Source organism: Amycolatopsis sp. NPDC104819 (assembly GCF_055583145.1).
In genome coordinates this window covers 591,816-604,674 of the sequence record NZ_JBVJON010000006.1, presented here as the reverse complement: position 1 = coordinate 604,674, position 12,859 = coordinate 591,816, and the positions used below count along the sequence as shown (strand labels likewise).

The window sequence follows — 12,859 nt, the reverse complement described above, 5'->3', positions numbered from 1 at the left end:
CGGTCAGACCTGGGCGCCGTTGCTCGGGTCGGCGCCGGGCGGCGGACCTTGGCGGACGCGGAGCAGCAGCAGCGCGATCGCCGTCGCCAGCGCGAGGATGCCCAGCGGCGTCGCGACCGTCGGGCCGACGCCGATCGCCCCGGGCACGATCAGCAGGAACAGCCCGGCCAGGAACAGCAGCAGGATGAGGAACGCGCCCATCTTCGGCCGCGGCAACGGCGGCGGCTCCGGCGGGACGTAGTGCTCGTCGTCGTCGGCCGGGTCGTCGGAGAACATCGTGGCGTCCCACGTCGTGCCCCCGGACCGCCAGCCGGTCTCCGGCGGGCTCTCGGCCGCGGGCGGCTCGGCCGGCCGGTCCGGCGTCTTGCGCGACTCGGTCCCCGGGCCCGCGGCGTCGGCGGTGTCCGCCGCGTCGGCGGTGTCCGCCGTGTCCGCGGTGTCCAGCTCGGGCAGCCCGAACCCGCCGGCCCGCAGGTCGGCGACGATCTCGGCGAACGTCGCGTCGACGTCCTCCGGCCCGTCCTTCCCCCGGCTCATGCGGTCTCCTCCGGCTGTCCGGCGTGCGCCTTGGCGAACTCGACGCTGCGCGTGAAGATCACCTCGGCGTCGTTGTCCTGGGTCGCCACGTGGTAGCTGTTCTCCAGCACGACCTCGGTGACGTCGGTGCTGGCGACACCCTGCAGCACCAGCTGCGAGTTCACCGGCTCGACGACGTGGTCGACCGACGAGTGCAGCAGCAGCACCGGCTGCGTCACCTTGCCCAGGTCGGCGCGCACGACGGCCCACAGCTTCGCCAGGCTCGCCGCGGCGCGCACCGGCGTCCGCGGGTAGGCCAGCTCCGTCTCGCCCGGCTTCTTGATGTCGTTCGCGATCGCCGGCACCGACGGCACGATCTTCCCCAGCACCGGCAGCAGCTTCGTGTCCCACTTCAGCCGCGTCACCGACGGGTTGACCAGGACGATCCCGGCGATCCGGTCGCCGAACTCCTCGGCGAGGCGCAGGGTGAGCGTGCCGCCCATCGAGAGGCCGCCGACGAAGACGGTCTTGCACGTCGAGAGCAGCTCGAGGAGCGCTTCGCGGACGGCGCCGTACCAGTCTTCCCACGTCGTGCGGTTGAGGTCCGGCCAGCGGGTGCCGTGACCCGGCAGCAGCGGGCAGCGCACGGTGAACCCGGCCCCGGCCAGGTGGTCACCCCAGGCCCGCATGCTCGCCGGGGTCCCGGTGAACCCGTGGCAGAGCAGGAACCCGGTGTCGGCCGAACCGGTGTGGCCGAACGGTTCCGCGCCGGCGAGCACGCCCATGCGATCGCCTTCCGTGTGAGCGGTGGATCTGTCCATGCTCTCACGGCCGACGGGCCTTGTGGGGCTCCGCCCGGACCGGGAATTCGCTGTGAGATCGATCGCTGACCGAGTGGTAACCGGGTGGCCGCCGTTGTGCGGCGGGCCCCGGGGTTCGTAGGCTGGCCGACGCGGGTGACAGGGGCTACAGCTGCGATGGAGGACTGAGGCACCGGTGCTGTACTGGCTCATGAAGTGGGTGTTCATCGGTCCGCTGCTCAAGACGCTGTGGCCGACGAAGGTCGTCGGCGCGGAAAACATCCCCGAGACCGGGGGCGCGATCCTGGCCGGCAACCACCTGGCGGTCGCGGACTCGTTCTTCATGCCGCTGCGCGTCAAGCGCAAGGTGACCTTCCCGGCCAAGTCCGAGTACTTCACCGAGCCCGGCTTCAAGGGCCTGCTCAAGAAGTGGTTCTTCACCGGCGTCGGCCAGTTCCCGATCGACCGCTCCGGCGGCAACGCCGCCCAGGCCGCGCTCGACACCGCGACCCGCCTGGTCAAGGCCGGCCACCTGCTCGGCATCTACCCCGAGGGCACCCGCTCCCCGGACGGCCGCCTGTACAAGGGCAAGACCGGCGTCGCCCGGATCGCGCTCGACTCCGGCGGCGTGGTCGTCCCGGTGGCGATGATCGGCACGGACAAGGTCAACCCGATCGGCTCCAAGATGTGGTGGCCGCGCCGCCTCGAGGTCCGCTTCGGCAAGCCGCTCGACTTTTCGCGGTACGAGGGGCTCGCGGGCGACCGCTTCATCGAGCGGTCGATCACCGACGAGATCATGTACGCGCTCATGGAGCTCTCCGGCCAGGAGTACGTCGACATCTACGCGGCGAAGGCGAAGGAACTGCTCGCCGCGGAGGCGTCCGGCGCGAAGCCGAAGGTGCCTGCGCAGCCGTCCTCGCGGGACGCGGCCCGGGTGCCGGACTCGAAGGTCGGCTGACCCACTAGGGTTCACCGGTGCGTTTCTTCTACGACACCGAGTTCATCGAGGACGGCGTGACGATCGACCTGGTGTCGATCGGTGTCGTTGACGAACAGGGCCGCGAGTTCTACGCGGTCTCGACCGATTTCGACCCGGCCAAGGCCGGGCCGTGGGTGCGTGACAACGTCCTGGACAAGCTGCCGTCCCCGGCGGACCCGGCGTGGCAGAGCCGCGAGAAGATCCGCGCGGGGCTGCTGGAGTTCTTCGGCAAGCCCCCGGGCGGCATCGAGCTGTGGGCCTGGTTCGCGGCCTACGACCACGTCGCGCTGGCCCAGCTGTGGGGCCCGATGCCGGCGTTGCCGCGGCAGCTGCCGCGCTTCACGCGCGACCTGCGCCAGCGGTGGGAGGACGCCGGGAAGCCGAAGCTCCCGGCGGCCCCCACCGACCAGCACGACGCTCTGGCGGACGCGAAGCACAACCTGGCCCGGTGGGAAGTCATCGAGGAGTACTTCCGCCGCCGCTGAGCGGGACCGCCGTCAGCGGCGCGCCCGGACCGCCCCGGCCAGCTCGTCCAGCAGCGGTGCCGTGTCGTCCCAAGCCAGGCAGGCGTCCGTGATCGACTGCCCGTACGTCAGCTTCTCGCTGTGCCCCAGGTCCAGGTCCTGGCGCCCCGCCGCCAGGAAGCTCTCCATCATCAGCCCCACGATCCCGCGCTCGCCCTCGCCGATGCGCGAAGCCAGCTCCCGCACCACCCCGGCCTGCCGGACGTGGTCCTTGCCGCTGTTGCCGTGCGAAGCGTCGATGATCACCCGCTCCGGCAGCCCCGACTTGGCCAGCCGTGCCAGGGTGTCCGCCACCGTCGCCGCGTCGTAGTTCGGGCCGGCGTTGTGGCCGCGGAGGATCACGTGGCAGTCCGGGTTGCCGGACGTCGTCAGCAGGGCCGCGAGGCCGTCGGTGTTGATGCCGGGGAACACGTGGCTGGCCGCGGCCGCGCGGGTCGCGTCGACCGCCACCTGGACGTCGCCCTCGGTGGAGTTCTTGATCCCCACCGGCATCGACAGCGCGCTGCACAGCTGGCGGTGCACCTGGCTCGCCGCGGTGCGCGCGCCGATCGAGCCCCACGTCACGACGTCGGAGATGAACTGCGGCGTGATCGGGTCGAGGAACTCACAACCCACCGGCAGGCCGAGCGCGGAGACGTCGAGCAGCAGCTTCCGCGCCATCCGCAGGCCCTTGTTGACGGCGAAGGTGCCGTCGAGGTCCGGGTCGTTGATTAGGCCCTTCCAGCCCAGCGTGGTGCGCGGTTTCTCGAAGTACACGCGCATCACGATGTGCAGTTCGCCGCGCAGGTCGTCGGCCTTCGCGGCCAGCCGGCGGGCGTAGTCGAGGGCGGCTTCCGGGTCGTGGACCGAGCACGGGCCGACCACGACGAGGAGGCGGTCGTCGCGGCCTTCGAGGATGTCGACGGTGTCGGCGCGGCCGTGCCGCACGACCTTCGCGACCCCGGCGTCGGCCGGATGGTCCTCGCGCAGCATCGCGGGGGAGATGAGCGGGCTGATCGACGTGGTGCGCGCGGCGTCCAGGTCACCGATGGTGGTCGCTGGACCGGCGGAGAGCGTCATGGCGGGGGTGTTCCTTCCTGATGGACACCGACCCGCGCGGGGGACCCTCGCCGAGCCGGTTCACGAATCCGGCTCGGGGGTGGACGTCAGCGCAGGTTCACGCCGCCGAGCCCACCCGGGGCCGGCTTCGTAAACCAGTAATAGCGCTGCACAGCCCCAAGTTAGCACAACCCGGAGCCGGACCGATTCGGCAGGTGGTACGGGCTGCACCGATCCAGACGAAAGCCGCTACGCTGGCGCTCGACGAACTGTGACTGTCATCTCCAGAGAACAGACGGAGGCTTCTCATGCGTGTCGGTGTGCTGACCGGCGGCGGCGACTGCCCGGGGCTCAACGCGGTGATCCGCGCCGTGGTGCGCAAGGGCGTCGAGGTGCACGGCTGGGACTTCGTGGGCTTCCGCAACGGCTGGAACGGCCCCCTGACCGGCGACAGCCGCCCGCTCGGCCTGAACGACGTCGAGGACATCCTGACCCGGGGCGGCACCATCCTGCGGTCCTCGCGCACCAACCCGTACAAGGTCGACGGCGGCGTCGACAAGATCAAGCAGGTGCTCGCCGACCAGGGTGTCGACGCCCTCGTGGCGATCGGCGGGGAGGACACCCTCGGCGTCGCGAAGCGCCTCACCGACGACGGCGTCGGCGTCGTGGGCGTGCCCAAGACGATCGACAACGATTTGGGCGCCACCGACTACACCTTCGGCTTCGACACCGCGGTCTCCATCGCGACCGAGGCGATCGACCGGCTGCACACCACCGCCGAGTCGCACCACCGCGCGCTGGTCGTCGAGGTCATGGGCCGGCACGCCGGCTGGATCGCGCTGCACTCCGGCCTGGCCGGCGGCGCGAGCGTGATCCTGGTGCCGGAGCGGCACTTCAACGTCGACCAGGTCGTCTCCTGGGTCGAGCGCCGCTTCGAGAAGGAGTTCGCGCCGATCATCGTCGTGGCCGAGGGCGCGCTGCCCGAGGGCGGCGAGGAGAAGCTGCTCACCGGCGAGAAGGACGCCTTCGGGCACGTCCGCCTCGGCGGCATCGGCACCTGGCTGGCCGACGAGATCGCCCACCGCACCGGCAAGGAGTCCCGCGCGGTCGTGCTGGGCCACGTCCAGCGCGGCGGCACCCCGACGGCCTACGACCGCGTGCTCGCGACCCGCTTCGGCCTGCACGCCGTGGACGCGGTCGCCGACGGCGACTTCGGCGTCATGGTCGCCCTGAAGGGCACCGACATCGTCCGCGTGAAGCTGTCCGAGGCGACGGCCGAGCTGAAGACGGTCCCGGTCGAGCGTTACCAGGAAGCCGAAGTCTTCTTCGGCTGAGGTTCCCGTCTCCGCGGTCGGCGTCAGATCCGGGCGAGTGAGTCCAGGACGCCGACCGCGGCGGCGATGTCGTCGGTCAGCGGCCGGTCGTCGACGCTGAGGTCGAGCACCGCCGACGCCGCTTCGAAGGCGTCGCGCACCGGGAGGTCGACCAGGTCCGCGTCGCGCATCCGCAGCGCGCGGACCGCCGCGACCAGCTCGCACGCCAGCACCTGCTGGTACGCCGTGCAAGCCGCGGTCGCCGCGCGTGCCGCCTGCGTCGAGAAGCTCGCATGGTCCTCGATGCCGCGGGACACCACGGCCGTGCCGAGCGTCGCCGGGAGCGCCGCCTGCCGCAGCTCCGTGAGCGCGTCGTGTGCCACGTACTCCAGGATCATCACGCCGGAGCTGCCCGCCGGGCCCGCCGCGAGGAACGGCCGCAGCCCGGTGAACTCCGGCTCTACGAGGTCGCCCAGGCGCGCCACCGACAGCTCTGCCACCTGGTGCACGGTCGCGCGGGCCTGGTCCAGCGCCGTCGAGACGTACGCCGTGTGGAAGTGCGCGTGGTGGTAGGCGTCCCCGTGCACCGTCGAGATCATCGGGTTTTCGGTGCTGGCGTTGATTTCCACGGCGAGCACGTCGCGCAGGTAGTGGATCGCGTCCAGCGCCGGGCCCTGCACCTGCGGGAACGCCCGCAGCCCGAACGGGTCCTGGATGCGCCGTCCCGGTTTCGGCGTCTGGTGCATGCCCAGCAGCCGCCGCATCTCCGCCGCGCACGCGACCTGGCCGGCGTGCGGCCGCGCTTCGTGCACCGGCGTCGCGTACGCCTCGGGGTTGCCGTCGAGCGCGACGTACGTCAGCGCCGCGATCGCGTGGCTCGCGCGGGTCAGCGTGTCCAGCCGCATCGCCGCGAGGGTCGCTTCGGCGAGCGTCGCGGCGTTGCTGCTCATGAACGCCAGCGCGTCCCCGGCGTGCACCGGCACCGGGGGCACGTGCCCGTCGACCCACGAGCGTTCGCCGGTGAGCGCGAGCGCCGCCTCGGCCAGCGGCGCGAGGTCGCCGGTGCCGATCGCGCCGAGCCGGTGCACCAGCGGCAGCGCACCGGTGCGGACCGCTTCGGCGAGCGCGCCGATCAGCTCGGGGCTGATGCCCGAGCGGCCGGCCATCAGCTGGTTCAGCCGGATCAGCATCATCGCGCGGACCTGGCCGCGCGGCATCTCCTCGCCGCTGCCACCCGCGTGGCTGCGCAGCAGCCGCAGGCCGTGCTCCTTCGAGCTCGCGACCGTGTCGTCCTTGTTGGCCCCGACGCCGGTCGTCCGGCCGTAGACCATCCGCCGTGTGCTGAGCTCTTCGGCGAGCTTCCAGGCGTGCTCGGCGCCGCGCAGCGCGGCGATCGAGACGTCGATGCCCAGTGGGCCCTCGGTGCGTGCCGCCGTGACGACGTCCGCGCAGCGCAGGGTCCGGCCGTCCACCCGGATCAAGGGCAGCCTCCTTTCCGGCTGCCCTCACTATGCGGCTAGGACGCCGGTGGCTGCCAGGGCGGCATCGGCCAGTCCCACTTCGGGACCGGTTCGTGGAGGTTCGGCTCGGCTCCCGGCGCCGAGAAGAGCACGGCCAGCCGGCTGCCCCACTCGAGGTAGCCGGCGAACGCGGCGCGGAACTCCGGGTCGCCGGGCAGGCCGGCTTCGTCGGCGGCGTCGAGCAGGAGGCTCACCCAGCGGCGGCGCTGCGGCTCGGTGATGCCACGCCCGAGGTGGCGGCCGATCATGTGGGCGTGGCCGCCGTGGCTGCCGGAATAGTCGGCCGGCCCGCCGAAGACCTCGCCGAGCCAGACCGCGACGTGCTCGGCGTGCCGCGGGTCCATGTCCCGGAAGACCGGCTCGAGCAGCGGGTCTTCGAGGACGTGGCCGTAGAAGATCGTGAGCAGCTTCACGAGGGCTTCGTGGCCGCCGGCCCACTCGTAGAGGGTCGGCGTGGCGGGCGGGTCTTCTGGCACGATCACCCGGCAAGGCAACCAGCGGCGGCCCGGCCGGGCAACCACTTACTTTCCGGTGCGGGGGAGGAACGGGATGAAGCGCTACCACTGCGCGACGGAGCTGGCGCTCGACCTCATCGGTGGCAAGTGGAAGCCGGTGATCCTGGCCCACCTCAAGGAGGGCGCCCACCGCTACGGCGAGCTGCGCCGCCGGATGCCGGGGATCAGCGAGAAGATGCTGACCCAGCAGCTGCGCGAGCTGGCCGCCGACGGCATCGTCCGCCGCGAGGAGTTCGACGGCCGCGTCCCGCACGTCGAGTACCACCTGACGGCGGTGGGGGAGGAGCTCCGCCCGGCCCTGACGGCCCTGTACGAGTGGGGCGAGCGCCGCGCGGCGGCCGCGGGAATCACCTTCGAGCCTGCCGATTAGGACCGGACGACACGCGTACCCGCCCGGACGACACGCGTACGTGGACGGACGACACGCCGCAGCCGGCCGGAGCACCGCTGTGTCGTCCAGCCAGGTACGCGAGTCGTCCGCCTGAGTACGCGTGTCGTCCGCGCGGGTACCTCAGGCGGGGTCCGTCTCGTTCAGCCGGCGTTCCAGCGCGTCGAGGCGGCCGTCCCAGAAGCGGCGGTAGGGCGCGAGCCAGGCGTCGACCTCGGCCAGCGGGTCCGGGCGCAGCGCGTAACAGCGTCGCTGCGCCGCGACCCGCACCGTCACGAGCCCGGCCTCACGCAGCACCCGCAGGTGCTTGGACACCGCGGGCTGGCTCAGCTCGAGCTCCTCGACGAGCTCGCCGACGGAGCGTTCGCCGTCGCGGAGCAGGTCGAGGATCGTCCGGCGACGGGGTTCGGCGAGGACGTCGAAAGTCTGCATCACCCTGGAAATGTGCTCCGGCGGGCATATGCCTGTCAAGGAATGCCGGACTCGTCCACTGGGCCGTTTGGTCTGAACCATTGACCTGATGGTCTAGTCCATTTACGGTGAGTGTGGTCTCCACCACGTGGTCCCCCTGGTTGTCAGAAATTCTCCGAAGGGAGAAGGCATGTCCCGTTTCCGCAGGAAGAGCTTCTCTGCGCTGTTGACCGTGGCCGCCGCCGCGGGCCTGGTGGCGGGCGCCGCCGCGGCCCCGGCCGCCACCGCCGCACCCGCGTCGGCCGAAGCCTCCGTCGGCAAGGTTGTCGGTTACTTCACCGAATGGGGGGTCTACGACCGCAACTACCACGTCAAGAACATCGAGACGTCGGGCTCGGCGGCCAAGCTGACCCACATCAACTACGCCTTCGGCAACGTGACGAACGGCGGCTGCGCGATCGGCGACTCCTACGCCGACTACCAGAAGACCTACGACGCGGCGGGCAGCGTCGACGGCGTCGCGGACACCTGGGACCAGCCCCTCGCCGGCAGCTTCAACCAGCTGAAGAAGCTCAAGGCCAAGCACCCGGGCCTCAAGGTGATCTGGTCGTTCGGCGGCTGGACCTGGTCGGGCGGCTTCGGGCAGGCCGCGCAGAACCCCGCCGCGTTCGCCGACTCCTGCTACAACCTCGTCAACGACCCGCGCTGGGCCGGCGTCTTCGACGGCATCGACATCGACTGGGAGTACCCCAACGCCTGCGGCCTGAGCTGTGACAGCAGTGGCGCGGCGGCGTACAAGAACCTGATGTCCGCGCTGCGCGCCAAGTTCGGCTCGCAGCTGGTCACCGCGGCGATCACCGCCGACGGCACCGACGGCGGCAAGATCGACGCGGCCGACTACGCCGGCGCCGCCCAGTACGTCGACTGGTACAACGTGATGACCTACGACTACTTCGGCGCCTTCGCCGCGCAGGGCCCGACCGCCCCGCACTCGCCGCTGACGTCGTACGACGGCATCCCGACGCCGGGCTTCTACTCCGACGCGGCGATCCAGAAGCTGAAGAGCAAGGGCATCTCACCGGGCAAGCTCCTGCTGGGCATCGGCTTCTACGGTCGCGGCTGGACCGGCGTCACGCGGGACGCCCCGGGCGGCACGGCGACCGGCGCCGCCCCGGCCAAGTACGAGCCGGGCATCGAGGACTACAAGGTGCTGAAGACGTCCTGCCCGGCGACCGGCACCGTCGCGGGCACGGCGTACGCGAAGTGCGGCAGCAACTGGTGGAGCTACGACACCCCGTCGACCATCGCCGGCAAGGTCTCCTACGCGAAGACCCAGGGCCTGGGCGGCGCGATGTTCTGGGAGCTCTCGGGTGACACCACCGGCGGCGAGCTGATCACCGCCGTCGCGAAGTAGGGCCTCCGGCAGCGGGGGGACCGGCGGAAAACCGTCGGTCCCCCCGATTATCGTTCCCCCGTGAAGTTCAGCGGATTCGGCGAGTACGCCGTCGACTTCTTCGACGGCCTGGTCGAGGACAACTCCAAGCCCTACTGGGACGACCACGTCGAGGTCTACAAGAACGACGTCCGCGCCCCGATGGAGGCGCTGCTCGCGGAGCTGGCTCCCGAGTTCGGGGACGGCTTCGGCGAGCCCAAGGTGTTCCGCCCCTACCGCGACGTGCGCTTCGCCAAGGACAAGACGCCCTACAAGACCCACTGCGGCGGCGTCATCGAGCAGGGCCGCGGCGGCGGGGCCTACTACGTCGAGGTCGGGCCGGACGGCCTGCGCGTCGGCGGGGGCTGCTTCCACCTCGAGTCCGACCAGATCGCCCGGTTCCGCACGGCTGTCGACACCGAGCTGCACGGCGAAGCGCTCCAGAAGATCATCACGAAGCTCGAGCGTGCCGGCTGGGAGGTCCGCGGCGACCGCCTCAAGTCGAAGCCGCGCGGGTTCGACGCCGAGCACCCGCGCCTCGACCTGCTGCGGTACCGCTCGGTCTACGCCGTGCGCGCCTGGGAGCCGGACGACGTGCTGCACGAACGGGGCGCCCTCGACCGCGTGCGCAAGGCCTGGCGGCAGGTCCGCGAGTTCAACGAATGGGCCCGTGACCGGGTCGGACCCACCGAAAAGCCACGTCGCTGACCGGACAGGTTTCTGAACAGTTTCTCTGAACTTTTCGGGATCGGTACAGACGAACGCGCGGCGAGGGACTACGCTGTGCGAACGTGAGCCGACGCGCGAAGATCGTTTGTACCCTGGGTCCTGCCACCGCCACGCCCGAGAAGATGCGGGCCCTGGTGGACGCGGGCATGGACGTGGCCAGGATGAACTTCAGCCACGGCAGCCACGGCGACCACAAGCAGGTCTACGACCTGATCCGGGACGCCGCGGCCGCGAGTGGCCGGGCCGTCGGCATCCTCGCCGACCTGCAGGGCCCCAAGATCCGGCTGGGCACCTTCGCCGGCGGGCCGGTCGAGTGGCAGAACGGCGACATCGTCCGGATCACGGTCGAGGACGTCGCCGGCACCCACGACCGCGTCTCGACGACCTACAAGGGCCTCGCCAAGGACGCCAAGCCCGGTGACCGCCTCCTGGTCGACGACGGCAAGGTCGGCCTGGTGGTCAAGGAGGTCGACGGCCAGGACGTCGTGTGCGAGGTCACCGAGGGCGGCCCGGTCAGCAACAACAAGGGCGTCTCGCTGCCGGGCATGGACGTCTCCGTGCCGGCGCTGTCCGAGAAGGACATCGAGGACCTCGAGTTCGCGCTCGAACTGGGGGTCGACTTCATCGCCCTGTCCTTCGTCCGCTCGCCGGCCGACATCGACCTGGTCCACCAGGTGATGGACCGCGTCGGCAAGGGCCGGCTGCCGGTCGTCGCGAAGATCGAGAAGCCCGAGGCCGTCTACAACCTCGAAGCCATCGTGCTGGCCTTCGACGCGGTGATGGTCGCCCGCGGCGACCTCGGTGTCGAGCTGCCGCTGGAGCAGGTCCCGCTGGTGCAGAAGCGCGCCATCCAGATCTGCCGCGAGAACGCGAAGCCGGTCATCGTCGCGACGCAGATGCTCGAGTCGATGATCAACAACTCCCGGCCGACCCGCGCCGAGGCCTCCGACGTCGCGAACGCGGTGCTCGACGGCACCGACGCGGTCATGCTGTCCGGCGAGACCAGCGTCGGCCGGTACCCGATCGAGACCGTGCAGACCATGGGCCGGATCGTCGAGGCGGTCGAGACCGACTCGCCGGTCGTCCCGCCGCTGACGCACGTCCCGCGCACCAAGCGCGGCGTGATCTCCTATGCCGCCCGCGACATCGGCGAGCGCCTCAACGCGAAGGCCCTGGTGGCGTTCACCCAGTCCGGCGACACCGTGCGCCGGCTGGCCCGGCTGCACACGCGGCTGCCGCTGCTGGCGTTCACGCCGGAGGACTGCGTGCGCAGCCAGCTGTCGATGACCTGGGGCACCAACACCCACATCGTGCCGCGAGTGGAGTCCACCGACCAGATGATCCAGCAGGTCGACCACGCGATGCTGGAGATGGGCAAGTACCAGAAGGGCGACCTGGTCGTCATCGTGGCCGGCTCGCCCCCGGGCACCGTGGGCTCGACCAACCTGATCCACGTGCACCGCCTCGGTGAAGACGACCACGCATAAGGGACGTCCTGCCCGTCCAGCACATAGGGTCTGGCCATGACTGAAATGGCCAGGACGGCCGCCATCGAACTGGAGATCCCGGGTGGCGGCCAGCCGGTGCTGGACCGCCTGATCGCGCTGCTGGACCTCGAGAAGATCGAGGAGAACATCTTCCGCGGCGTCTCGCCCGCCCACTCGCCGGTGCGGGTGTTCGGCGGGCAGGTCGCCGGGCAGGCGCTGGTCGCGGCCGGGCGCACCGTCCCCGACGAACGCCGGGTGCACTCGCTGCACGCGTACTTCATCCGCGGCGGCGACCCGAGCGTCCCGATCATCTACGAGGTCGACCGGATCCGGGACGGCCGCTCGTTCACCACCCGCCGGGTCGTCGCGATCCAGCACGGCAAGGCGATCTTCTCGCTCTCGGCGTCGTTCCAGAAGGACGAACCGGGCATCGAGCACGCCGAGGCGATGCCCGAAGGCGTGCCCGCGCCCGAGACCCTGCCGACGCTGATGGAACGCGCGGAGGGCTACTCGATCGGCGCGCACAGCCGGCCGCGGCCGATCGACCTGCGCTATGTCAACGAGCCGCCGTGGGTCACCCGCCAGACCGGCGAACGGCCCGCGCGCAACCAGGTCTGGATGCGCGCCGACGGCAAGCTGCCCGACCAGCAGCTGCTGCACGTCTGCGTGCTGACCTACGCCTCGGACATGACCCTGCTGGACTCGGTGCTCGCGCGCCACGGCGTCTACTGGGACACCGACCAGGTGCTCGGCGCGAGCCTCGACCACGCGCTCTGGTTCCACCGGCCGTTCCGCGCCGACGAGTGGTTCCTCTACGACAGCGCGTCCCCGACCGCCTCCGGCGCGCGCGGCCTGGCCACGGGCCGGTTCTTCGGCGCGGACGGCACGCTCATCGCGACGGTCGTCCAAGAAGGACTCTTGCGCGTCCTCTGAAGTCGCCGGAAATCACCCTTACGGGCGACGAATAGGCAGAATAATCGATCTGCCAATAGGGCACCAAGACCGGTGAAGAGGGCCGGGACCGATCGGGGGACGGCCCCGGACCTCTTCTCCCGACGACCGCGCGGCGCGCCGCGAAGTCATCGTCTACGCTGCTCACAGGCCTTGGACAGGGCCGGAGGGTGATCCTTCCGGGCGCTTCCCGCGGCCTGCCGCAGTGCAGGATGCGAGCATACAGAAGCATTCTGCAAATTGCAGATACGCTCCC

General features: G+C 70.9%; 14 protein-coding genes. 8 read left to right on the top strand and 6 right to left on the bottom strand.

Translation table 11 applies throughout. The annotated features are described in order from the left end of the window. Window positions 1–3 precede the first annotated feature (3 nt). Complete coding sequence (locus tag ACZ63E_RS22280; RefSeq protein ID WP_465338020.1) at window positions 4–537, bottom strand: hypothetical protein; 534 nt, start codon at window positions 535–537, stop codon at window positions 4–6. After that, on the bottom strand, window positions 534–1,301 hold the full coding sequence (locus ACZ63E_RS22275; protein ID WP_465307682.1) for an alpha/beta hydrolase: 768 nt from the start codon (window positions 1,299–1,301) through the stop codon (window positions 534–536). The genes ACZ63E_RS22280 and ACZ63E_RS22275 overlap by 4 nt, the downstream gene beginning before the upstream one ends. 211 nt (window positions 1,302–1,512) lie before the next feature. Here ACZ63E_RS22275 and ACZ63E_RS22270 point away from each other — a divergent pair, with 211 nt between their 5' ends. Beyond that, window positions 1,513–2,274 carry a lysophospholipid acyltransferase family protein gene (locus ACZ63E_RS22270; RefSeq protein WP_465338019.1) on the top strand — a complete coding sequence of 254 codons (762 nt, stop codon included), beginning with the start codon at window positions 1,513–1,515 and terminating at the stop codon, window positions 2,272–2,274. 17 nt (window positions 2,275–2,291) lie between these two features. Further along, a complete protein-coding gene (locus ACZ63E_RS22265) occupies window positions 2,292–2,780 on the top strand; it encodes a polyadenylate-specific 3'-exoribonuclease AS (RefSeq protein WP_465307678.1) in 489 nt (162 codons plus the stop codon). A 12-nt stretch (window positions 2,781–2,792) separates the two neighbouring features. Here ACZ63E_RS22265 and ACZ63E_RS22260 read toward each other — a convergent pair whose 3' ends face one another. Then, entirely contained in the window at window positions 2,793–3,878 is a 1,086-nt protein-coding gene (locus tag ACZ63E_RS22260) for a 3-deoxy-7-phosphoheptulonate synthase (RefSeq protein ID WP_465307676.1), read from the bottom strand. 287 nt (window positions 3,879–4,165) lie between these two features. Between ACZ63E_RS22260 and ACZ63E_RS22255 the strand changes: the two genes are divergently transcribed. Then, window positions 4,166–5,191: a 6-phosphofructokinase gene (locus ACZ63E_RS22255; protein ID WP_465307674.1), complete on the top strand. Its 1,026-nt coding sequence runs from the start codon at window positions 4,166–4,168 to the stop codon at window positions 5,189–5,191. 23 nt (window positions 5,192–5,214) lie between these two features. On the opposite strand, the gene ACZ63E_RS22250 is transcribed toward ACZ63E_RS22255, so the two are convergent. Together ACZ63E_RS22250 and ACZ63E_RS22245 are read right to left on the bottom strand one after the other, a co-directional pair. Continuing rightward, window positions 5,215–6,651: an aromatic amino acid ammonia-lyase gene (locus ACZ63E_RS22250; RefSeq protein WP_465338018.1), complete on the bottom strand. Its 1,437-nt coding sequence runs from the start codon at window positions 6,649–6,651 to the stop codon at window positions 5,215–5,217. A 35-nt stretch (window positions 6,652–6,686) separates the two neighbouring features. Beyond that, window positions 6,687–7,172 (bottom strand): group II truncated hemoglobin, encoded by a 486-nt coding sequence (locus tag ACZ63E_RS22245; RefSeq protein ID WP_465338017.1) that lies wholly within the window; start codon window positions 7,170–7,172, stop codon window positions 6,687–6,689. Window positions 7,173–7,239: 67 nt separating this feature from the next. Here ACZ63E_RS22245 and ACZ63E_RS22240 point away from each other — a divergent pair, with 67 nt between their 5' ends. Then, complete coding sequence (locus ACZ63E_RS22240; protein WP_465338016.1) at window positions 7,240–7,575, top strand: winged helix-turn-helix transcriptional regulator; 336 nt, start codon at window positions 7,240–7,242, stop codon at window positions 7,573–7,575. Between the two features lie 141 nt (window positions 7,576–7,716). On the opposite strand, the gene ACZ63E_RS22235 is transcribed toward ACZ63E_RS22240, so the two are convergent. Further along, window positions 7,717–8,025 carry an ArsR/SmtB family transcription factor gene (locus ACZ63E_RS22235; RefSeq protein ID WP_465338107.1) on the bottom strand — a complete coding sequence of 103 codons (309 nt, stop codon included), beginning with the start codon at window positions 8,023–8,025 and terminating at the stop codon, window positions 7,717–7,719. A gap of 169 nt (window positions 8,026–8,194) precedes the next feature. Here ACZ63E_RS22235 and ACZ63E_RS22230 point away from each other — a divergent pair, with 169 nt between their 5' ends. From ACZ63E_RS22230 to ACZ63E_RS22215, 4 genes are all read left to right on the top strand, one after another. Then, window positions 8,195–9,418 carry a glycoside hydrolase family 18 protein gene (locus tag ACZ63E_RS22230; RefSeq protein WP_465338015.1) on the top strand — a complete coding sequence of 408 codons (1,224 nt, stop codon included), beginning with the start codon at window positions 8,195–8,197 and terminating at the stop codon, window positions 9,416–9,418. A 60-nt stretch (window positions 9,419–9,478) separates the two neighbouring features. Beyond that, window positions 9,479–10,144, top strand: coding sequence for a DUF2461 domain-containing protein (locus ACZ63E_RS22225; protein ID WP_465338014.1), 666 nt, complete (start codon window positions 9,479–9,481; stop codon window positions 10,142–10,144). Window positions 10,145–10,227: 83 nt separating this feature from the next. Next, window positions 10,228–11,652, top strand: a complete 1,425-nt coding sequence (gene pyk, locus ACZ63E_RS22220) for a pyruvate kinase (protein ID WP_465338013.1) — start codon at window positions 10,228–10,230, stop codon at window positions 11,650–11,652. 36 nt (window positions 11,653–11,688) lie between these two features. After that, window positions 11,689–12,585 (top strand): acyl-CoA thioesterase, encoded by an 897-nt coding sequence (locus ACZ63E_RS22215; RefSeq protein ID WP_465338012.1) that lies wholly within the window; start codon window positions 11,689–11,691, stop codon window positions 12,583–12,585. Window positions 12,586–12,859: the final 274 nt, after the last annotated feature.

Bases quoted from the DNA above. Each gene is read 5' to 3' on its own strand.
- ACZ63E_RS22280 (WP_465338020.1), bottom strand. From the start codon at position 537: ATGAGCCGGGGGAAGGACGGGCCGGAGGACGTCGACGCGACGTTCGCC.
- ACZ63E_RS22275 (WP_465307682.1), bottom strand. From the start codon at position 1,301: ATGGGCGTGCTCGCCGGCGCGGAACCGTTCGGCCACACCGGTTCGGCC.
- ACZ63E_RS22260 (WP_465307676.1), bottom strand. From the start codon at position 3,878: ATGACGCTCTCCGCCGGTCCAGCGACCACCATCGGTGACCTGGACGCC.
- ACZ63E_RS22255 (WP_465307674.1), top strand. From the start codon at position 4,166: ATGCGTGTCGGTGTGCTGACCGGCGGCGGCGACTGCCCGGGGCTCAAC.
- ACZ63E_RS22240 (WP_465338016.1), top strand. From the start codon at position 7,240: ATGAAGCGCTACCACTGCGCGACGGAGCTGGCGCTCGACCTCATCGGT.
- ACZ63E_RS22235 (WP_465338107.1), bottom strand. From the start codon at position 8,025: ATGCAGACTTTCGACGTCCTCGCCGAACCCCGTCGCCGGACGATCCTC.
- ACZ63E_RS22230 (WP_465338015.1), top strand. From the start codon at position 8,195: ATGTCCCGTTTCCGCAGGAAGAGCTTCTCTGCGCTGTTGACCGTGGCC.
- ACZ63E_RS22215 (WP_465338012.1), top strand. From the start codon at position 11,689: ATGACTGAAATGGCCAGGACGGCCGCCATCGAACTGGAGATCCCGGGT.